Genomic DNA, 21642 nt, shown 5'->3' on the forward strand with positions numbered 1-21642 from the left:
CGCGCTGGGATGCTCCGCCGAATGGACCTATGAAAACGATTGGAACTGGCTCTTACATCGGACCAATGGGCGGCCTAGGATGTTTGCATTCGCCAAGGAAAACCCATCATGTACAACCCCAGAGCCTTTGCCGTCGAAGACCTGCCCCAACTGCACCAGATGATGGGCGACTGCCGCCTTGCCGTATTGGTCACCCATGGTGAACACGGCTTGCAGGCCAGTCATTTGCCGCTGCTGCTGGACACGCAACAAGGGCCGAACGGCAGCCTCTATGGGCACATGGCCCGGGCCAATCCACAGTGGCGCGATCTGGAAGCCGGGGCCGAAGCCCTGGTGATATTCGCCGGTGCCGATGCCTACGTCAGTCCGGGGCTGTACCCGAGCAAGGCCGAACACGGCAAAGTCGTGCCGACCTGGAACTACGTGGCCGTCCACGCCTACGGCAGCGCTGAGGTGTTCAGCGACGCTCAGCGCCTGCGCAACCTGGTCGGCGCCCTCACCGACCGCCACGAAACCGGCCGCGCCCAGCCATGGAAGATCGACGATGCTCCGACCGAGTACATCGACAGCATGCTCAAGGCCATCGTCGGCTTCGCCTTGCCCATCCAGCGCCTGGAAGGCAAGCGCAAGCTCAGCCAGAACCGTAGCCCCGCGGATGTCGCCGGCGTACGCAACGGCCTCGGCGCCAGCCCCGACCCGCAAGACCGAGCGCTCGCCCACCTGATGCCTGAACAATTGTCCAAGGAGTGAACATGAGCCAACCCCAAATCCGCCGCGTCAGCGCCGACGACCACGCCGCCTGGCTGCCGTTGTGGCAGGCCTATCTGCGGTTTTATAAAACCGAACTGCCGGACGCGGTCAGCCAAAGCACCTGGCAACGCTTGCTCGATGACAGCGAACCGACCCATGCCGCCCTCGCCTGGGATGGCGATACGGCGGTGGGCCTGGTGCACTTTATCTACCACCGCTCGAACTGGAGCATCGAGAATTCCTGCTACCTGCAAGACCTGCTGGTGACGGAACAGAGCCGTGGCACCGGTATAGGTCGCCGGCTCATCGAGTTCGTCTACGCCAACGCCAATGCCGACGGCTGCTGCAAGGTGCACTGGTTGACCCACGAAACCAACGCCACGGCGATCCAGCTCTACGAGCGCATCGCCGAACGTCCAGGCTTCATTCAATTTCGCAAAGCCCTTTGAGGAGCGCCGCATGTCGTCTTCACTCGCTGATTGGAAAGGTGTCCCGGCGCCGTCTGCGCACCTGCTCGAGGGGCGTTATATCCACCTGGAAAAACTTGACCCGGCGCGGCATGCCGACGGGCTTTGGCAAGCCCTCGAAGGCCCCGGTGCCGATCCGAAACTCTGGGATTACTTGCCCTATGGGCCGTTCAACGATCGCGGTGCGTTCGATGCCTGGCTGAACAACCATGCGGCCAACAGCGACCCGTATTTCTTCAGCGTGATCGACCGCGCCAGCGGCGAGGTACAGGGCATTCTCAGCCTGATGTCCATCGTCCCGGCCCAAGGCCGCATCGAGATCGGCCATGTGACCTTCGGCGCGCCGATGCAGCGCTCGCCGAAAAGCACCGAGGCGGTTTATTTGCTGGCCAAGGAATCTTTCGCCCTGGGTTATCGCCGGCTGGAATGGAAGTGCAATAACGCCAACGCCCGTTCCAGATATGCCGCCGAGCGGCTGGGATTCACCTTCGAGGGTGTGTTCCGCCAGCACATGGTGGTCAAGGGGCAGAACCGTGACACGGCGTGGTATTCGATGCTGGATTCGGAGTGGCCGGCGATCAGGGCCGGGTTCGAGCGCTGGTTGAGCGTGGAGAACCAGGGCCCCGAAGGACAGTTGCGTGGGCTGGCGCAGTGCCGGTCCTGACTGGCCGGCAACCCTGACGGGACGCCGCTCGCGCAGGCTCGCCGCACATCGCCCACGGTAGGCATTGCGCCTACCGTTTCGGGCCTGATGTGGGGCGAGCCTGTTTGCGATCGATCTCAAGAAGCAGTTATTCGATGCGTTAAGGTTTTTTTGTCACGGACGGCCTCAGCGATTCCGGCGTTACGCCTTCCCGCGCGTATTGCCACGCCCATTGTGGAACCTCCATGTGGCTTTCCAGGTGCGACGCAAAGTCGACGATGCCATGGCCCAAGCGTTGAGTCGGGAACTCGAAATGGTAGAGGTACTGTTGAGCCTCGCTTTGTCCCACGTCGAGCACTCGCTGGACCAGTTGATTGGCGTGGGCCTCATTGCTGCCCAACCCGGTCCTCAACGCTGTTTCGAACTGCGATGAAGAACGCAGCGCACCGGGCCGCGCCAGGGCCAACCGAATATTCAGATTGCTGAAATGCGGGCCTATCAAGTCATTCCATATTTCTTGAGCTTGCGTTTGCGGGAGCCGCTGAAGCTCAGTCCATAGATTCGGTGTGTTGAACAGAAGCGCAACCCTGCTATTGGAAGGCGCAGCCCCCGAAGCACTGAATAAATCAACGAGCGCCGACTCGCTGGCACTGGCCTGCCTACGGCCCAGGAATGCAATGAATGTATCCAGGGCTTCGATGTGGTTAACGATATGCTGGAGGTTCCTGTCATCGAAACGCTGCATCCACCCGATATCCAGGCCCTCTTCTTTCAATATCGCTTGATGACGAGAGTCGGCATACAACGCTATAAGCCGCAGATGCTCGTCGGACAACGCCGGGTTACGTATCCAGCTGGAAATCGCGCTCAACGGAAACTCATTGCCCAAGGTTGATGAGATAACCATCGACCGCAGGACTATATTGGCGCGATCGAGCAGGGCTGGGTAACGTTCGAGGGCGACCGTAAACAAATCGGTAACCTCCTCGGCCCTGTCATAGGCGATGAACTGTTGGAAGAGCTCGGCTTCGTCTTCCATGACGACACCGAATTCACGCTGGTAGCGTTCTTTTATTCCTTGCAGATCGTCACGATCCACCAGAGAAGCACCATCAAGCACTTCGTCCAGCTGATCGTCGTCCAGATCGCCGTGCAATGCCTCGTCGTATTGAACGAAAGCCAAATCATTCCTGGGGTGATGGTCCGTCAGTTGCCTGGCCGTCACGCCGTACTCAAGCATGACGTGCATGACATCCTGGGAGAGCCACAGGTACTCGTTATTCAGCAGCTCGACGATATGGTCCTCCACTATCGGCTTGAGCAGCACGTCCTCAAAGAACGTTCGCATCGCCTGCTCCTCCGTATAGAACGGCGTGCCGGTAGGTGTCAGTTGTACTGGCGAGCGAGCACTCAGGTTGCGTCCGATCTGCTGCATGATTTCCGGTGGCAGAACACCGCTCTGTGCATTGTTCAGCACATTGCGGGCCAGACTATCGGCGTACAGGTTCAGGTAATCTACTGTCGGCAGGAATAAGCCATGGGGGTTCGGAGCACCATAGGCGATTCGGGTGAGGTAAAGCACAGCCGAATCATCAAGGATGTGCTCCAGCCAGTTAGCGTTTTCGAAGAGCGCCTGTTGCAGCCCCGTGGGTTGCGGCACCACGAACTGGTTCAGTTGCGGGTTTTGCTCGATAAAGGTCGCCGCCGCATTGCGCAGCCCTTGCATCGAGAACGTTTGCCCGGCCTGCCCTTCATTCAAACCGGCGGCAACGGCGTTGAAGAAACAATCACCGTCCGCGGCGAAGCGTCGAACGTTACTGCCCAGCAGCAGATCATAGTGGTTCTGGTCCCTGCGCCTCAGGACGATATCCGTACTTGCCCGATTCGGATGAAGGCCCGACGGATAGATGGTTTCGGCTTGCCCGGGGGTAAAGCGTACAGACCAATGATGGTCAGGCGCGATTTCATCGATTATCAACAGACTTCGATTCTGCGGCCAATTGGGAAGACGCGTGACGAGGGGGGGCACCAAGTCCATGATGTCGTTGTTCCAAGCGCGCGGGCGTCTTATCTGCTCGGACAGAGCGGGAGCCGACACGGCGGGTTTCTTGGGTTTCGAAGGACCGGGCTTCGGCGATGTGTTTCGGGGACGCTTTCCTCCTCCACGACCAAACCCCACAGCGCGCCATTCGCCGTTCGGCATGCGTGCCACGGTATTTCTCATGACACCACTTGAACGGATGTTCGAACCCGTCGCAGGGTCGACGATGATCGCTTCGGTAGCCGTCAACCGCGTGTTGTCGTGCACTCGGAACACCGTGCCATCAGGCTGCCTTATGTAGACAGGACGCGTGACGCCGCCATTGCTGCCGTTGACGATTGTCGCGCGATAGAAGCCTTGGGCGTCCTGCGCCACGCCTCGGATAACTGAAGTGTCGGTGACCGCATAACGGCTATAGACGGATTCTTCCAGGGGCAGGCCTGCCAGCACCTCTTGACTCTGCCGAGCCGGAGAAACCAGATAGGTTGATTGCCCCCTGACTGGCACGGTCGCTTGCCGGGCACTGGTCTTCGCGCCGATTTTCGTCACTTTGAAGATGGAAACGAGGGTCTTGTAATCCAGGGGCAGGGCACCGGTACGGTGGACAAACAGCCCTGCCCTGACGTACCAGGAGAACAATCTGAACCCAGGAATCAGCAGCCCGGCCAAGTCCATCATGATCTCGGTGGCGACCGTCAGCGCCCTGGCATAGGTTTGATGGCGAATTTCCAGGTTGCTGTTGGAACGGTGGTCCGCGTAAGCGCTGTGGAAATTGACATGCGCGCGATGAAGCACATCAAACAGATCGCCGGTGATCAGTGCGCCATGGATCAACGGTCGGCTGCGTTGCCCCAAGGCCTGGGCAATTTCATCGGGTTTGGTCGTGGCGATACGTGCGCGGAAATAGTCCTGCCAGTCTTTTTGCACCAAGAGCTGCGCGAGGCCATCGCTTAAATCGGCAAACTCATGGAAATCGTCGCCGTCGGGGCTATCCGGGAAGTAAACGCCCACGGTGCCCTTGATATCCGGCCCATCATGGCTCGAAAAAATCAGCGGGCCCTCGATGCTGATCGCATTGCGCACCGAGCCGTGTTGCCCGCCAGCCCCCACGCTACCGCCTAGCAACAACCCATGGACTTGCACTTTTTGTCCGCCCACAAGGGTGCGAGTGGTTGTCGAGGGCGATTGCAACACCGCTTCCAGCCAACAGGTGACCAGTTTCTGAACCCTGGGAGGGTTGAAAGACCTGTCGGAGACAGTGGCCTTGAATACTGCGTTGCCCTTGAGCTCGGCCTCGTAGCCCTTGAACTTCAGGTTGGCGAGATACGCCGCCCGCCAGGCATTTTTGTAGTCTGGTTTGTTCATCTTCTCCCTGAGCAACGTTTCATAATTGCCGCCGGCATCGATCGCCGTGGCCATGCCGGCAAGGTCGCGCCCCGTCAAGGTGATCAGAAAACCGCTGGTTGGATGAGGGATTCGCTGACCGTGTTCATCGGCAAGATAAACCGTCAGTACTTCCCTCATTGCGTTGGGGTACTGATGCGGTCGGATATTGTCGAGCATCAATTGGGTCAGGCTGACCGTACGGGACTGTCTCGGGTTGGCTTGGCTGCCGAAGGTCAGCGTCACCATGGTTTTATCCGGATCGGGATCGATCGCGGAATGGACGCATTGCTGGAGGTATTGCTTGATTTTCTGTCGGGTAAATTGAAACAACGTCTCGATGCCACTGCCCAGTTTATAAACCGCTTGGAACACTTGCTCTTCCAGCCGGCGATAGTGGGCCTGCTGCGAGCCTGACGCATTTTTAAAAAAGTCGGGACGGTTGTTCTCGCTAGTCGTCCGCTGGCGCACCGCCAAGGGCCCGGCCAGTGACAACATGGGCAAGCCCAACGCATCTTCAATAACTTTGGCGAAATCTTTCAAAGCGACTTTTTCATTTTCGGGTGCGTCCAGCTCCCTCTCCAGCGCCGCGCGTTGGACTTCCAGCAAATCTGTCGCCGCCACCTCGAATGCATTGCCGGACACTTCTGAAGTCATGTCCCGGACATTGTATTGCTGCCCCTCGTACAGGGGATGCACGGATGCCACCAAGTCTTCGAAGCGATGGAACCGCTGTACCCCACCCTCCAGGGAATACAGGAACAACACTCTGCTCTGCGCAGACTTGATCACCATCGCCCCCGGCCACTTTCGCGGTGCTGCATTTTCTCTCTCGAGCATGACGGCAAAGACCTGAGGAACGGGTTTGCGTAGCAAACGGTTTCTGTCCGCCATGGAAGGATGTGTGGTGATGATGTCGAGCAGTCGATATTCCTCGCCCTGCTGGATACGAGCCTCCTGAGTTGGCAGTGGAACCGAATCGCGATCGGCTTTGTACAGGTCGAAGAAGTGCCGGAACCGTTGGGACAGCAGGTGAGCGAAGGTCGCTTCAACCGTCGAGACCGTTGAAGTGCCTAACGGGTCGCTTGTATTCTTGTCATTGCGAAACCGCTTGAACTCGTCGAGAAAATGCTGCTTCAAGCGGGGATTGGTCGTGGGGTTGGCGATATAGAACGTTGATTCCATGATGAGCAGGATCTGCTCGTCTACCGGCTTTGCAAAGAGGCTGTGGGCTTGCTCCACCGAGTCGCTACGCGTGAAGAACCCCACCCCGCCCTGGGTGTAGGACGGCGGTGTATCGGTCAGCAAGCAGTTCCATAAAACATCGGAAAAGCGCTGCGAGGAAGTCAGCGTGCGCGCTCCTTTCCCGTCAGCGGTGTAATGATTGACGTAGCAACTGTCCGGTTCGATGGTTTCGAACAACGGCGCACGAAACCTGCTGGCGGCAATTTTCGATTTGATGGCGTTAATCAGGAAATTTTCGATCACGACATCAAATGTCGGAAGGCGGGCAAACAAACGAGACAGCGCCACTTGGTTGTTGTCGAGCAGCGCCAATTGCTTGAATTGAAATTGCTCCTGCACGCTGAGTTCGCCGCCTTTAACCAGCTCGACCGTCGACGGACTTAATGTATTTTTTGAAACAACAGCCATTTGAATACCCAAGTTGTGTGTGAAGTGCACACAACCTAGCGCGGCGGACGTTCAGCAATGACATACATATATATAGGACGGCGGGGATCCGGTTAAAGATCGTAAGCCTATGCAACAGGCCAGCTCAACGCGCCCTGCCCCGTGTTTGCAGAGGCAGGACGCGAGCGGGCTCAACCCAGGTTTTGCGCCAGCACCGCGATATGTTCCGGGCCGATGCCGCAACAGCCGCCCAAATGGCTGGCCCCGCGCTTTTGCCAATCCGCCGCCCACTGGAGATAGCCTGGTGGATCAAGGTCTTCGCGCAGCGGGTCCAGCCCATCATTGGCCGTCGCCTCCTTCGGTTGCGGCGGGAAGGCATTGGCGTAGGCACCGATGTGGATCTTTACCCCCAAACGCTCGAAGGTCCCCCGCGCCGCATCGATGGCCGCGCCGATCACCTCCGGCTGGCTGCAGTTGAACAACAACACCTCGACACCCAACTCGGCCGCCACTGCTGCGGCGTCCGCCACCGGTTCGCCGGAGCGCAGGCGCGGCACTTCATCGGTGTCTTCGTCTTTCAAGGTGAACGACAGCCAGAACGGCTTGCCGTCCTTCGGCAGCCCGGCGTGAATCGTCCGCGCTTCGACCGTGGAGCTCTGGGTCTCGGCCAGCCACAAGTCAATGTGGGGCGCCAGGCCGTTCACCAACGGCGCCAGCAGTTCACTGGCCCGGTTGGCGTCGAACAAATCCGGCCGATAGGAACCAAACAGCGGCGGCAACGACCCGGCCACTCGCACCGCTTTGCCTGAAGCCTGCACCGCCCGCCGCGCCAGCTCCCCGGCCAGCGCGGCCAAGGCCTGCCCTTCTGCGGTGAAACGCGCCTCGCCGATATGAAACGGCACCACGGCGTAACTGTTACTGGTGATCACGTTGGCGCCGCTGGCGATATACGCCGCGTGGACATCCTCCACGGCCTGGGGCGCTTCGCTCAGTGCCAGCGCCGACCACTCAGGCTGTCGAAAAGGCGCGCCGCGGCGTTGCAGTTCACGGCCCATGCCGCCATCGAGAATGACTTTTACAGCGCCCATATGCGATTCACTCATAAGCTTATGAAAAATACTCACTACCGGAGTCGTTCTTATAACTATTTAATGCGCACTCTTCTGCCAATCACAACCTATTTTTCAACCAGGGATCGCTCATGAAATTTCAACCGTTGCTGGCCCTGGGCCTGGGTCTGCTGGCTGCGTCGTCGCAGGCACTCGCTGGCACGACCCTGGATCGTATCGAGCAGAAAAAAGAACTCGTCGGCGTGCTGATGGAAAGCTACCCGCCCTTCTCGTTCCTCAATGACCAGAACCAACTGGACGGTTTCGACGTGGACGTCGCCAAGGCGGTTGCTGAAAAACTGGGCGTCAAGCTGCGCCTGGAAACTCCTTCGTGGGATGTGATTGCGGCGGGTCACTGGAGCGGGCGCTACGACATCTGCATCTGCTCCATGACGCCGAGCAAGGCACGCGCCGAGGTGTTCGATTTCCCGGTGCAGTATTACGCGTCGCCCGCAGTGATCGTGGTCAACGCCAAGGACGACAGCATTCACGGCGCCAAAGACCTGAGCGGGAAGAAAGTCGGCCTGACCAGCGCCTCCAGCTACGAGAGTTACCTGAACAAGAACCTGGTGATCGAAGGTGCGGAAGATACCCAGTTGAGCTACCCGTTCGAAGACGTGCAGATCGCCCCGTACGACACCGACAACGTGGCGTTCCAGGACCTCGGCCTGGGCGCCGGGGTGCGACTGGACGCGGTGCTGACCAACCTGGTGACCGCACAGCCACGCCTGACCGAAGACAAACGCTTCAAACTCGCTGGCGAAGCGCTGTATTCCGAGCCCAACTCGGTGGCCATTGAAAAGGGTGACGCCGAGTGGAACGGCAAGGTGCGTGAAGTCTTCGCCCAACTGAAACAGGACGGCACCTTGAGCAAGCTGTCGCAAAAATGGATCGGCGCCGACATCAGCCAATGACTTCTTTTCCACCCCCTCAGCCACCGCCTTCGGTGGCTGAATCACGCCTGCGGAAAATCTTCGGTTTTCGAACCCGGCTGTACCTGACTTGGGTAGTCATGCTGGTGCTGTTCGCGAGCTTCTTCCTGAGCTTCGACCTGAAGTTCTCGATCATCCTCGACAAACTGCCAAACCTGCTGGGCGTGCACCTGGCGCCCAATGGTTTTTTGCAAGGCGCGGTGCTGACACTGTTTCTGTGCCTGTGCTCGATCGTCGCTTCGTCATTGCTGGGCTTCATCACCGCCCTGGCGCGGCTGTCCAGCAGTGCGGTGGCGTTCGGTATCGCCAGTTTCTATGCGTCGTTCTTTCGCGGCACGCCGTTGCTGATCCAGATCCTGTTGATCTACCTGGGCCTGCCGCAACTGGGCGTTGTTCCCGGTGCCATCGCCGCAGGGATCATCGCGCTGTCGCTCAACTACGGCGCCTACCTGAGCGAAATCTTCCGCGCCGGCATCCTCGGCGTCCCCCATGGCCAACGTGAAGCCTCGCTTGCCCTGGGCCTGAGCGAAACCGTGATCTTCTGGCGCGTCACCCTGCCCCAGGCCATGCGCACCATCATCCCGCCGACCACCAACCAGTTCATCTCCATGCTCAAGGATTCCTCGCTGATCTCGGTGATGGGGGTCTGGGAGGTGATGTTTTTGGCGCAGTCTTATGGTCGTTCCAGTTATCGGTATATCGAGATGCTGACGACGGCGGCGATTATTTATTGGTTGATGTCCATTGGACTGGAGCTGATCCAGGCGCGGATGGAGCGGCATTATGGGAAGGCTTATCTCAAGCGCAGCTGACGGCCTGTGTATGAGCATGCTGTAGGGAAAAGCCACAGACCCCGCCAGCCATCGCGACGATAATGGGCACGGCAACACGACTGGCCTACAGGTTTCCTCCACCAAATCGTGCCCACGGCGAGAAGTTGGCTGGCATCGTCGCCCAGGGTGAAATTTTTAAAGTGTGACCTTGTTCATCACAGGTCACATTCAATGCCTATCCAACACTTATTCCTGCCCCAACATCTCGCGTTGGCGATAGCCTTGGCGCTTGGCTGTGCCGAGGTTTCGATGGCTCAGTCAGTTACCGAGGAAACCCGCACATTCGAAACAACTGCCCAGATGCAGGCTCGTCTCAAGGCGTTCGCCGCTGCGCCAGATACCCATATCGAGGAGGTTATCAAGGCTCAGGCAGCCCCCCTGACGATGGGCGGAGGCAATGACTTGGTGAAGGTGATCAAGCAAGGCGAAGTTTTCGGGCTTACCGACGGCGGTGGCGGGACCAATATCTTGCAATTGGATATCACCAAGGGAGGCGTAATCGGTCAAACAAGCAACTTCAAGGACCTGTACCTCAAGCAAGGCGAATGGTCCAACGAGGGCGCTTTCAACGGCGCAAGCCTGGTCGACTCCAAGGCCAGGTTAGCCAACACCGGTCAGATAGCGGGCGCGGTGCATGTGCTCGGTATTTTCGATAACCGAGGCACGGTAGGCGGGCCCGTGTTCGTGGGAAACAAAGGAACGTTCAGCGGCAACGGGACGGTCGATGCACTGGACGTGAGGGGCTTGATGAAGGTCGGTCCTGACATTGGCGCTCCTTCGGTTATCCACGATCTCAAGCTATCCAGGAGCGCAACGCTGGTTTATGGAATCGATGCGGAGAAAGGCAGCTCCACAATCAAGGTTGGCGGCACCGCTACCTTGGGCAATGCGACGCTGAAGATCCCCGCCGTACCCGGCGAATATACCGACACAAGCAGGCGCATCGTGATCCAGGCGGAAAGGATTGAGGGGGAATTCGGCAAGATCGACAACGAACTTGCCTTCCTGACAGCAACACCTGACTACACCACAGAAAAGCAGGTAGCGCTTGTTTTCGAACGTAACAACGTTCCATTCAAAATCGCCGCGAACAACGATAACGGGAAAGAATTTGCAAATAGTCTTTTAGAACCGGAACTGGCCGAAGCAACGCTACTGGAGCCAGACGCCACGTCACCTGTTACGCCACCTCCGGCCGACGTACCGTCAGTCAACGGCCCAGCATCAAAACCCACGGCGTCTTTGACCGCTACCAGCTCCCAACCAAAGCTTGCGGCCAAATCGACAGCCATCAAACCTGCCCCAAAACCCAACGCCGCCATCAACGCCCTGCTCGGCACCAATATGGCTACAGCCGCCGACGCCATCGACCAACTGGGCGGCTACGACACCGCAGACCTGGGCAACGCCACCCTGAGCAGCGTCGCACCGATCAGCGCGGGCATGCTTTCCGCCATGGGCCGAAATAATTCGGTAGGCGAATACGACAACGGCCAAGTCTGGGTCCAGGCCATCGGCAACAGCGGCAGCCTCGCCAAACAATTGGGCGACTTCGCCCTCAAGCACTCGACCAAGGGCCTGATGCTGGGAACCGACTGGGCTGTCAGCTCCAATTGGCGGTTGGGCGTCATCGGCAGCAAAACCCAGACACGACTGGACAGTTATCAATTCGACGGCGCCCTGGACAGTTGGCTCGCGGGCGCATACGCCTTGCGCCAGGACGGGCCGCTGGCGCTGCGCCTGGGTGCCGTGTATGGCAGCCATGGCGGCAGCACCAAGCGCCACGTTGCCTTCAACGGGTTCAGGGATCGCTTGAAGGGTCGCTACGATGCCACGACACAGCAGGTCTTTGGGCAGGTGGGCTACAACCTGGATGTTGGGCATTTCGATATCGAACCCTATGTCCAAGTGGGTTACCAGCGCTATCGACGCGATGCCTATACCGAAAAAGGTGGAGACGCCGCATTGCAGTACAACGGCCAGGCACAAGAACACTACAGCAGCGACCTCGGCCTGCGCCTCGCCCGCCCTTTGGTTTTCGACCGAGGCATGCGATTGACACCGCGGCTGGATGTCGGCTGGAAACACTTGTACGGCAACGTCAGGGGCACATCCCACCAACGTCTGGTTAGCGGCAGCGGCACCTATACGATCGAAGGGGTTGAACTGGACCGCGACAGCGTTCTGCTGCAAGCGGGACTGGACCTGGCCGTTTCGCCCCGGCACACCTTTGGATTGAACTACAGCGGCGAAACCGGCCAGGACAACCGCAACGGTACGTTGATGGGCCAGTGGCGAATGATGTTCTGACGGGCGAAAAAAAGGGGAGCACCTGCTCCCCCGAGGTAAAACGTTGCATCGAGGCTGTTGAAATCAGCCTTCGATCTCGATCAGGATCTCGCCAGGGTTGACCCGGTCGCCCTTGGCCACGTGAATGGCGGTGACTTTGCCGGCGATGGCCGCCTGGACTTCGGTCTCCATCTTCATGGCTTCAGTGATCAGCACCGCTTGGCCGGCCTTCACCACGTCGCCCTCTTTGACCAGCACATCAACGATGTTGCCCGGCATGGTGGTGCTGACGTGGCCTGGCGCAGTGGCTTGCTTGCGCTTGCTGCTGCCGCCGCCAACAAACTCATTGAGCGGTTCGAACACCACCTCTTCCGGCATGCCATCGATGGACAGGTAGAAGTGACGCTTGCCTTCGGCCTTGACGCCCACACCGGTGATATCGACGCGGTAGGTTTCGCCGTGAACGTCGATGACGAACTCGGTCGGCACGCCTTCGCCGCCTGCGGAGCTCACGCTGCCCGCTTCCGGGATCGGCAACAGCACTTCCGGGGTCAGGGTGCCGGCTTCGCGTTCTTCGAGGAACTTGCGACCAATGTCCGGGAACATGGCGTAGGTCAGCACATCTTCTTCGGATTTGGCCAGCGCACCGATTTCGCCACGCAGCTTGGTCATTTCCGGCTTGAGCAAATCGGCCGGACGCACGTCGATCACCTCTTCACTGCCGATGGCCTGGCGACGCAGTTTTTCGTTCACCGAACCCGGCGCCTTGCCGTAGCCGCCCTGCAAATAGAGCTTCACTTCGTTGGTGATGGTCTTGTAGCGCTCACCGGCCAACACGTTGAAAAATGCCTGGGTGCCGACAATTTGCGAGGTCGGGGTGACCAGCGGCGGGAAGCCGAGGTCTTCGCGTACTCGCGGGATTTCCGCCAGCACTTCGTTCATCCGGTTCAGTGCGCCCTGCTCTTTCAACTGGTTGGCGAGGTTGGAAATCATCCCGCCCGGAACCTGATTGACCTGAACACGGGTGTCCACAGCGGTGAACTCGCTTTCGAACTGGTGGTACTTCTTGCGCACGGCGTAGAAGTACAGGCCGATCTCCTGCAGCAGTTCCAGATCCAGGCCGGTGTCGAATTCGCTGCCCTTGAGAGCGGCGACCATCGACTCGGTACCCGGATGGCTGGTGCCCCAAGCGAAGCTGGAGATCGCGGTGTCGATGTGATCGGCACCGTTTTCGACGGCCTTGAGCTGGCACATCGCGGCCAGGCCGGCGGTGTCGTGGGAGTGGATGAACACTGGCAACGATTGCTCGGTCTTCAGCGCTTTCACCAGTTCGCCGGTGGCGTACGGGGTCAGGAGACCGGCCATGTCCTTGATCGCCACCGAGTCGCAACCCATGGCTTCCATTTGCTTGGCCTGGGCCACGAACGCCTCGATGGTGTGCACCGGGCTGGTGGTGTAGGCGATGGTGCCTTGGGCATGCTTGCCGGCAGCTTTCACCGCTTCGATGGCGACCCGCAGGTTACGCACGTCGTTCATCGCATCGAAAATGCGGAACACATCGATACCGTTCACCGCAGCCTTGGCGACAAAGGCCTTGACCACGTCGTCACTGTAATGACGGTAGCCCAACAGGTTCTGGCCGCGCAGGAGCATTTGCAGGCGGGTGTTGGGCAGCGCCGCACGCAGTTGGCGCAGGCGCTCCCACGGGTCTTCCTTGAGGAAGCGCACGCAGGCGTCGAAGGTTGCGCCGCCCCAGACCTCCAGCGACCAATAGCCGACTTTGTCGAGCTTGTCGCAGATGGGCAGCATGTCTTCGGTGCGCATGCGGGTGGCGAGCAGCGATTGGTGGGCGTCGCGCAGGATTGTGTCGGTAACGTGGATCTTCTTGGACATTGTCATGATTCCTTACAGGCCTGCGTGGGCGGCAATGGCGGCGGCGATGGCCAAGGCCAGCTCTTCGGGTTTGCGCTTGATCGAGTAGTTGGTCAGTTCAGGGTGGCTTTCAACGAAGCTTGTGTTGAACTGGCCGCTGCGGAATTCCGGATTGCGCAGGATCTCCTGGTAATACGCGGCGGTGGTCTTGACCCCCTGCAGACGCATGTCATCCAGGGCTCGCAGGCCACGGTCCATCGCTTCTTCCCAGGTCAATGCCCAGACCACCAGCTTCAGGCACATCGAATCGTAGAACGGCGGAATGGTGTAGCCGGTGTAGATCGCAGTGTCGGTGCGCACGCCCGGGCCGCCCGGGGCGTAGTAGCGGGTGATCTTGCCGAAGCTGGGCAGGAAGTTGTTTTTCGGGTCCTCGGCGTTGATGCGGAACTGCAACGCAAAGCCACGGTGCTGGATGTCTTCCTGCTTGACCGACAGCGGCAGTCCGGAGGCGATGCGGATCTGTTCGCGAACAATGTCGATACCGGTGATTTCTTCGGTGATGGTGTGTTCCACCTGCACCCGGGTGTTCATCTCCATGAAGTACACCTCGCCCTCGGCGAGCAGGAACTCCACGGTGCCGGCGTTCTCATAGCCCACGGCCTTGGCGGCGCGCACCGAGAGGTCGCCGATGTAGGCGCGCTGCTCAGGGGTCAGTTGCGGGCTCGGGGCGATTTCGATCAGCTTCTGGTTGCGGCGCTGGATCGAGCAATCGCGTTCGAACAGATGCACGACGTTGCCGAAACTGTCGCCCAGGATCTGCGCTTCGATGTGCTTGGGATTGACGATGCATTTTTCCAGGAACACTTCCGCGGAACCGAACGCCTTGGTGGCTTCGGAGATAACACGCGGGAAGGCCTGTTCGAGTTCTTCGCGGCTGTTGCAGCGCCGAATACCCCGCCCGCCGCCGCCAGACGTGGCCTTGAGCATCACCGGGTAACCGATCCGATCGCCTTCGGCCAGGGCCTCTTCGATGCCCGCTACGTTGCCTTCGGTGCCCGGCGTGACCGGCACGCCGGCCTTGATCATGCTGCGGCGCGCTTCGGTCTTGTCGCCCATGCGGCGAATGACTTCCGCCGACGGCCCAATGAATTTGATGCCGCGTTCAGCGCAGATGTCCGCCAGCTCGGCGTTTTCCGAAAGAAAACCGTAGCCAGGGTGCAAGGCATCGCAGCCGGTTTCCACCGCCAGGTTCACCAGTTTGCGCGGATTGAGATAGCCGGCCAGCGGATCGGCGCCGATGCTGTGGGCCTCGTCCGCACGCTTGACATGCAATGCATGGCGGTCCGCGTCGGAGTAGACCGCGACCGAGCGAATGCCCATCTCGGCGCAAGCGCGCACGATGCGGACGGCAATCTCACCACGGTTGGCGATCAGGATCTTTGTTATCAATTGGAGGTTCCCTTGAGCCGGTGATACCACGGCCTGGGGTCCAGGCCGATGCGTGACCAGATGTAACAATCGGTCGCAGCTCCACACTAGTCCCGGCTGGGGATTAACAAAAATGAATAATTATTGGGTCATGCATAAGCAAAGACTTATAGTTGAGCTACCCGTCCCGCCCCGGAGTGCTTAGAAAATGCGTAAGTCATTGATGCGTATGACATTGCGTCAATTGCAGATTTTCAACGAGGTGTGCGACCTGAGGTCCTACAGCCGTGCAGCGGATGAAATGTCTCTCACGCAACCGGCCGTTAGCCTACAGATTCGATCCTTGGAAGAGCTGATTGGCCAGCCGTTATTCGAGTATGTCGGCAAAAAACTCTACATGACCGAAGCCGCCGAAGCCCTGCAACGTGCCAGCCGGGACATCTTCGGGCGCCTGGAAAACCTCGACATGCAGCTCTCGGACATGCAGGGGTCGCTGCAGGGCCAACTCAAGCTGGCGGTGGAGTCCAGCGCCAAATACTTCGTCCCGCACCTGTTCGCCGCGTTCAAGCGCCAGCACCCGGAGGTCAATTTGAACCTTACGGTGGTCAATCGCGGCCAAGTCATCCGCCGGCTTTCGGACAATCGGGATGACCTGGTGATCATGTCCATGGTGCCCCAGGACATGGGCCTGGAATTCCTGCCGTTCCTCAACAACCCAATCGTTGCCGTGGCGCCGCCCGATCATCCGCTGTGCCACCTGGGCCCGCTGCGCTTGCAGGACCTGGAGCCCTATACCCTGCTGATACGCGAACCGGGATCCGGCACGCGGCTGGCGTGCGAGGAATACTTCAAGGAGAAACGGGTGCATTTCACCCAGACACTGGAAGTGGCGTCGGCCGAAGCCCAGCGTGAATGCGTGGTGGCCGGGCTGGGCGTGGCGCTGTTGACACGCCACGCCGTGAGCCGGGAACTGTCGTCCGGCGCACTCATCGAGTTGCCGGTGGAGGAGCTACCGCTGTACCGCAGTTGGTGCCTGGTGCAGGCCCGGGCCAAGCGCTTGTCGCCCGTTGCTCATGCCTTCCTGGCCTTCGTTCGCGGCGAACGTGCGCAGATCATCGGCCTGGTTGAGCGTTTCGACGGGAGGCCGCCGGCGTTGCCTGCCAGTAGTTGATTTCCGTCAGGTCAGGGTATTCGCTGATTTGTGCCAGGAGCTGACGTTGCTCATAGCGGTCTTCGATGGCACGACGGAACGCCATGCGGCGCTGGTCTTCCTGCTGGCGACGGGTTTTGGCGGCGCTGCGTTCTTCGTAGGACTGGGTCATGTCGAGACTCCCAAGACGTATACGGGAGCTTTACGATGACGGTGGGCGATGACGGTTTGGCGGCGCGACCGTTACAGAACGATGAATTCGGGATAAATCCCCTCGCCACAAATAACTCCTCACTACAATCAGGCCAGCGATCAGTCGTCCAGCGCCTTCACCGACTTGGGCGACAACCGCAAGCTGCGAAGGCTGCGCTTCACGCTCTTGAGGTGGTTGACCAGGCTCGGCCCGCGCGCCATCGCAACGCCCATCGCCAGTACATCGATGACGACCAGATGGGCGATGCGCGAGGTCAGCGGCGTATAGATTTCCGTGTCTTCGTGCACGTCGATGGCCAGGTTTACCGTCGAGAGCTCCGCCAGTGGCGTCTGGCTCGGGCACAAGGTAATCAGCGAGGCACCGCTTTCGCGCACCAGGTTGGCGGTGATCAACAGGTCCTTGGAACGCCCCGATTGGGAAATACAGATCGCTACGTCGGTCGGCTTCAACGTGACGGCAGACATGGCTTGCATGTGCGGGTCGGAATAAGCCGCTGCCGTCAGCAGCAACCGGAAAAACTTGTGCTGGGCATCAGCCGCCACCGCGCCGGAGGCACCGAACCCGTAGAACTCGACACGCTGGGCCTGGGACATGGCCGTCACGGCTTTCTGCAACGCCACCGGGTCGAGCTTTTCGCGAACCTCCATGAGCGTGTGCAGCGTCGTGTCGAAGATTTTAAGACTGTAGTCGGCGACCGAATCGTCTTCATGAATGGCGAACTGGCCGAAGCTCGCACCGGCCGCCAGGCTTTGCGCCAACTTCAGCTTCAAGTCCTGGAAACCCGAGCAACCAATGGCCCGGCAGAAACGCACGATGGTCGGTTCGCTGATGCCAACGCTGTGGGCAAGATCGGCCATGGAGCTATGCATCACGGCCGCAGGATCAAGCAGTACGTGATCGGCGACTTTCAGCTCCGACTTGCGCAGCAAGTGGCGTGACTGGGCGATGTGTTGCAACAGGTTCAAGGGGCTGGACTCTTGTTATGGGCAGATGCCGGGATGTAGCAAGCTTGTAGTTATACTACAAGAATTGGCTCTTTGCCCGTCCAAAACGTAACTGGATTGCCTCGCTGCCCCTTTGTTTTGGCCGAGGATCGCCCGATGTAGCAGGCTATGTCGGTGCGCAAACCAACCCCGCAACCGATCCGCTGACTTCCAGGCCCGCCCTGAACCTCAAATGTGTCTAGTGATCATGAACTCATCACTTAACCACTTAAGGCCCTTGAACAATATATCCCCGCACTAACAGCCCAACGACTTTACGGCACAACTAAGCAAGTCGATGCAAACTCATCTTTCCTTACAATACCAACGATAATCAAGCTAACACCATCAAGTCGAAGTCGATACATTAGGTCCCGCAGGAAGCAATCCACTTTTACTACAGGGATTTACCATTATGAAAATCACCACTAAAGATTGGACCGCACAAATCGATCGTATGCCAGGCGCTGCATCTTTCCGCACCCTTGGCACCGTAACCGTAGCAAATTCCGGCGTTATCCCAACGTTGGTACGGAGCGAAAAACAAGACAAATCCTTTGATCTACGCTTGGATTTGGTACTTCAAAACGCCGGTGGAGCTTCGCTACAAGTACTTACAGACAAGGTTGTCGAGTACAAAGAACTGGGCGACTCCAATGTCACAGGCGTAAGTATTTTTTTCGAAGGCCAGCTACTGCACCATATCGATAACGTGATTATTACTCACTAAGCTCACGCTTTTTACAACTTCCCGTCGGAGGACTTAGTTGTCCGACGGGAAGTTATCCATACGCCGTTGAGTCACCCCTCGTATTGAGCGCGTAACAACGCTGCCAACCCCTCGGCTCCCACCGGACGGCTGATCAAATAACCCTGCACCTCATCGCAATGCTCATTCCTGAGAAAATCGAGCTGCTCTTGGCGCTCGACACCTTCGGCCACTACCTTGAGCGACAAGCCATGGGCCATTGCAATGATTGCCCGGGTAATGGCGGTATCCACGCTGCCCTCGCCCAGCCCGCGAATGAACGCTTGGTCGATCTTCACATAGTCCACCGGGATACGCTTGAGGTAGCTCAGGGATGAGTAGCCGGTGCCAAAATCATCGATCGCCAGCTTGACCCCAAGGTCACGTAGTTGCTGGAACGTGGCAATGATGTGTTCAACGCTGTCGAGCAACTGGCTTTCGGTCAATTCCAGTTCCAGGTACTGGGGCGCCAGGCCGGTTTCCTCCAACACTTGCCGCACCAGGCTGACCAGCTTGCCCTGGCGCAATTGGTGTACCGACAGATTGACCGACACCCTGATTGGCTCAAGCCCTTGGCGCTGCCATTCGCACGCCTGCCAGCAGGCCTGGCGCAACACGAACTCGCCAATCGGCCCGATCAACCCGGTCTCTTCAGCCAAGCCGATGAAATCCCCCGGCGGGACTCGGCCCATGGTCGGATGATCCCAACGCACCAGCGCCTCGGCGGCGTTCAGGCGACCGGTCGCCAGGCACAATTTGGGTTGATAAAAGACCTTCAGTTGTTTCTCTTCCAAAGCCTTGCGCAGTTGATTTTCCAGTTGCAGGCGCTCCAGCGTGCTGGCCTGGAGGCTGTCGGTGTAGAACTGGAAATTGTTGCCCCCAAGATGCTTGGCGTGCTGCATGGCCATGTTCGCCTGGCTGACCAGCGTGGCAATTTCCCGCGTGTTGTCAGGCAACAGGCTGATGCCAATGGAAGCGCTGACCACCAGTTCGTGGCCGTCGATGGTCACCGGCACGCGAAGCTTGGTCGCCAGCCGGGTCGCTACTCGCGCCAGGCTCGAGAGATTGCCGTAGGCATCGAACAACACGGCGAACTCATCGCCGGATAGCCGGGCGATGGTGTCGGCTTCGGGCAGTGCATTGATCAGACGCCGGGCGACTTTCTGTAGAAGCTGGTCGGCGATGTCATGGCCAAGGCTGTCATTGAGCAGCTTGAAACGATCCAGGTTGATGTGCAGCAAGGCGAGACTACGCCGTCCGCCCTGGCGCACCCGCTGATGAGCTTCGTTCAGGCGCTCGCGAAACAGCGACCGATTTGCCAGCCCGGTCAGTTCGTCGTAGTGGGTGAGGTAGCGCATTCGCTCTTCGGATTCGCGGCGGGCGGAAAGATCGGCGAAGAAGCCCACGATATGGCTGACATTTCCCCGAGCATTGCGCACGACGTTCAGTTGCAGCCATTGTGGATACAACTCGCCGTTGGCCCGCGCCTCCACCAACTCACCCTGCCAGGTGCCATGCTGTTTGAGCGCTTGGCGAATGATGGGGTAGTGCCGGCGCGCGTCGCGGCTGCACGGCAGGTTGACGACGTTGCGCCCGAGCATGTCATCGATATCGAAACCGGTGACTCGCGTAAACGCTTGATTCGCCGCGAGCAGCACATAGTTGGGGTCGAAAATCACAATGCCTTCGCTGGCGGCCTCGAACACCGTGGCCGCCAGCTGCCGTTGCTGCTCGAGTTCCTTGCTGGTGCTGATGTCGCGTCGGGTGCCGACCATGCGCAGCACCCGTCCGCTGGCGCTGCGCTCCACGGCCCGGCCACGGTCTTCGATCCAGACCCAATGACCATCGCCGTGCCGCACCCGGTATTCGATCTGGTAATCCTCGCTGCGGCCCTTGAGATGTTCGACCAGGGCCCGCTTGAGGGCCGGAAGATCCTGGGGATGCAGACGCGGAGTGAGATGACTGAGCATCGCCGTGACGTATTCGGGCTCAAGGCCAAACAGCTCCTTGAGTTGAGTGTGATGGACCTCATCGGTCTGCAGGTTCCAGTCCCACAACCCCAGCTCACTGGCCTTGAGGGCCAGGGCCAGGCGCGCCTCGCTCTTGCTCAAGGCCTGGCTGGCGGCCTCCAGTTCAAGACTGCGCTGCGCGACCCGCGCCTCCAGGCCAACCTGGGCCGCGCGCAATTTTTCTTCGGCCGAGCGACGTTGCTCGACCTCCCGGCCCAGCGCCTCGTTAAGCTGTGCGCCGCGGGCTTGGGTTTGCTGCAAATGCTCGATCAGCGCCTGGTTCTGGAATCGTCGCAACAGGCCGTTCTGGATCAGTCGATTAACCTGCCAAGCGACGACACTCAGCGAAACCAGTACAACCAGCCCAAGCCAACCCCAGCCACGCTGGTGTTCGTCCGGGCCCCAAAAAAGATAACCAATGGCCGGCAACAAGCAGGGCAAGGTGAAAGACAGGAACGCCGGCAGGCTCACGGCATAGGCAACACTGGCAGACAGCGTCGCCGCGCCGATCAAGCCGAACACCCACGCCTGTTGCTGAAAACTGCCGGCCGGCACCAAGGCAATACCTGCACCGGCAAGCGTCAGGCCGGTCATGGCAGAACCCAATAGAAACATGCGCAACCAGACCGGATGTGCCTGACGACTTGGCATCGCCGAATCGAAAGCAGCCACCTGGATCACTCGCAACGCCACCAGCGACAGCAACCAAACCAGCCATACGCTGACCAGGAAATAGCGCGGCGGCTCCCACAGCAGCGCCGCGCAGACCAGGCCATTGACCAGCATGAACAGGGTGGGCAGCAGTGAGCCTTGGTACAACAACCTTGTGCGTTCGACCGCCATTTCCGTGGCGTACTGCTTGCAAATGATCCGCGGCTCGACACAGGGGCCCGCCAGATCGGAATTGAGGGTCATAGGTGATGTTCTTGTTCTTATTCAGGGGAGCATGGTGCACCCGAAACGAGCACCGAGCATACACAAGCCAAAGGCCATCCCACACTGCCCTGCCTCATAAAAATAACGAAAAAAATGCCGATTCAACCGGGTTCCGATCATCGCAAGCGCGTCCCGCTGATGCTCGCGGGCACTGACTGACCGGTCATCAGCAGGCGGTGTTTTGTCGGCCAACGCAAAGCTCGGTTTGCCCGAGGTGGCGCCG

15 protein-coding genes are annotated in these 21642 nt (G+C 59.3%); 8 read left to right on the forward strand and 7 right to left on the reverse strand.

Annotation, left to right across the window (positions count from 1 at the left end):
- Nucleotides 1-108: 108 nt before the first annotated feature.
- From VQ575_RS26685 to VQ575_RS26695, 3 genes are read left to right on the forward strand one after another with little or no spacing between them, the layout of a single operon-like run.
- Nucleotides 109-750: an FMN-binding negative transcriptional regulator gene (locus VQ575_RS26685; RefSeq protein WP_045157333.1), complete on the forward strand. Its 642-nt coding sequence runs from the start codon at nucleotides 109-111 to the stop codon at nucleotides 748-750.
- Between the two features lie 2 nt (nucleotides 751-752).
- Nucleotides 753-1199, forward strand: coding sequence for a GNAT family N-acetyltransferase (locus tag VQ575_RS26690; RefSeq protein ID WP_039593575.1), 447 nt, complete (start codon nucleotides 753-755; stop codon nucleotides 1197-1199).
- 10 nt (nucleotides 1200-1209) lie between these two features.
- Entirely contained in the window at nucleotides 1210-1881 is a 672-nt protein-coding gene (locus VQ575_RS26695) for a GNAT family N-acetyltransferase (RefSeq protein WP_198725840.1), read from the forward strand.
- A gap of 139 nt (nucleotides 1882-2020) precedes the next feature.
- Here the strand turns inward: VQ575_RS26695 and VQ575_RS26700 are convergent, their stop codons facing one another.
- Together VQ575_RS26700 and VQ575_RS26705 are read right to left on the reverse strand one after the other, a co-directional pair.
- On the reverse strand, nucleotides 2021-6937 hold the full coding sequence (locus VQ575_RS26700; RefSeq protein WP_325918741.1) for a dermonecrotic toxin domain-containing protein: 4917 nt from the start codon (nucleotides 6935-6937) through the stop codon (nucleotides 2021-2023).
- Nucleotides 6938-7107: 170 nt separating this feature from the next.
- On the reverse strand, nucleotides 7108-8004 hold the full coding sequence (locus VQ575_RS26705; protein WP_325918743.1) for a homocysteine S-methyltransferase family protein: 897 nt from the start codon (nucleotides 8002-8004) through the stop codon (nucleotides 7108-7110).
- 113 nt (nucleotides 8005-8117) lie between these two features.
- Here VQ575_RS26705 and VQ575_RS26710 point away from each other — a divergent pair, with 113 nt between their 5' ends.
- The 3 genes from VQ575_RS26710 (at nucleotide 8118) to VQ575_RS26720 (ending at nucleotide 12100) form a co-directional block, all read left to right on the forward strand.
- Entirely contained in the window at nucleotides 8118-8939 is an 822-nt protein-coding gene (locus tag VQ575_RS26710; RefSeq protein WP_039593572.1) for an ABC transporter substrate-binding protein, read from the forward strand.
- The gene (locus VQ575_RS26715) at nucleotides 8936-9769 is read left to right on the forward strand and encodes an amino acid ABC transporter permease (protein WP_039593571.1); all 834 of its coding nucleotides are present in this window, start codon (nucleotides 8936-8938) and stop codon (nucleotides 9767-9769) included. The genes VQ575_RS26710 and VQ575_RS26715 overlap by 4 nt, the downstream gene beginning before the upstream one ends.
- Before the next feature lie 270 nt (nucleotides 9770-10039).
- Entirely contained in the window at nucleotides 10040-12100 is a 2061-nt protein-coding gene (locus tag VQ575_RS26720; protein ID WP_411829922.1) for an autotransporter family protein, read from the forward strand.
- A 63-nt stretch (nucleotides 12101-12163) separates the two neighbouring features.
- Here VQ575_RS26720 and oadA read toward each other — a convergent pair whose 3' ends face one another.
- Together oadA and VQ575_RS26730 are read right to left on the reverse strand one after the other, a co-directional pair.
- On the reverse strand, nucleotides 12164-13972 hold the full coding sequence (gene oadA, locus VQ575_RS26725; protein WP_039593246.1) for a sodium-extruding oxaloacetate decarboxylase subunit alpha: 1809 nt from the start codon (nucleotides 13970-13972) through the stop codon (nucleotides 12164-12166).
- Nucleotides 13973-13984: 12 nt separating this feature from the next.
- Nucleotides 13985-15400: an acetyl-CoA carboxylase biotin carboxylase subunit gene (locus VQ575_RS26730; protein ID WP_039593245.1), complete on the reverse strand. Its 1416-nt coding sequence runs from the start codon at nucleotides 15398-15400 to the stop codon at nucleotides 13985-13987.
- 187 nt (nucleotides 15401-15587) lie between these two features.
- On the opposite strand from VQ575_RS26730, the gene VQ575_RS26735 reads away from it, so the two are divergent.
- Nucleotides 15588-16550, forward strand: a complete 963-nt coding sequence (locus VQ575_RS26735) for a LysR family transcriptional regulator (protein ID WP_039593244.1) — start codon at nucleotides 15588-15590, stop codon at nucleotides 16548-16550.
- On the opposite strand, the gene VQ575_RS26740 is transcribed toward VQ575_RS26735, so the two are convergent.
- Complete coding sequence (locus VQ575_RS26740; RefSeq protein WP_045154558.1) at nucleotides 16492-16701, reverse strand: PA3496 family putative envelope integrity protein; 210 nt, start codon at nucleotides 16699-16701, stop codon at nucleotides 16492-16494. The genes VQ575_RS26735 and VQ575_RS26740 overlap by 59 nt on opposite strands.
- 140 nt (nucleotides 16702-16841) lie before the next feature.
- Complete coding sequence (hexR, locus tag VQ575_RS26745) at nucleotides 16842-17708, reverse strand: transcriptional regulator HexR (RefSeq protein WP_003187110.1); 867 nt, start codon at nucleotides 17706-17708, stop codon at nucleotides 16842-16844.
- Between the two features lie 433 nt (nucleotides 17709-18141).
- Here hexR and VQ575_RS26750 point away from each other — a divergent pair, with 433 nt between their 5' ends.
- Nucleotides 18142-18456: a hypothetical protein gene (locus VQ575_RS26750; protein ID WP_039593243.1), complete on the forward strand. Its 315-nt coding sequence runs from the start codon at nucleotides 18142-18144 to the stop codon at nucleotides 18454-18456.
- Nucleotides 18457-18527: 71 nt separating this feature from the next.
- On the opposite strand, the gene VQ575_RS26755 is transcribed toward VQ575_RS26750, so the two are convergent.
- Nucleotides 18528-21398 carry an EAL domain-containing protein gene (locus VQ575_RS26755; RefSeq protein ID WP_325918746.1) on the reverse strand — a complete coding sequence of 957 codons (2871 nt, stop codon included), beginning with the start codon at nucleotides 21396-21398 and terminating at the stop codon, nucleotides 18528-18530.
- Nucleotides 21399-21642 lie beyond the last annotated feature (244 nt).

Origin of the sequence: Pseudomonas frederiksbergensis (assembly GCF_035751725.1) — a bacterium.
Classification (GTDB): Bacteria; Pseudomonadota; Gammaproteobacteria; order Pseudomonadales; family Pseudomonadaceae; genus Aquipseudomonas; species Aquipseudomonas frederiksbergensis_A.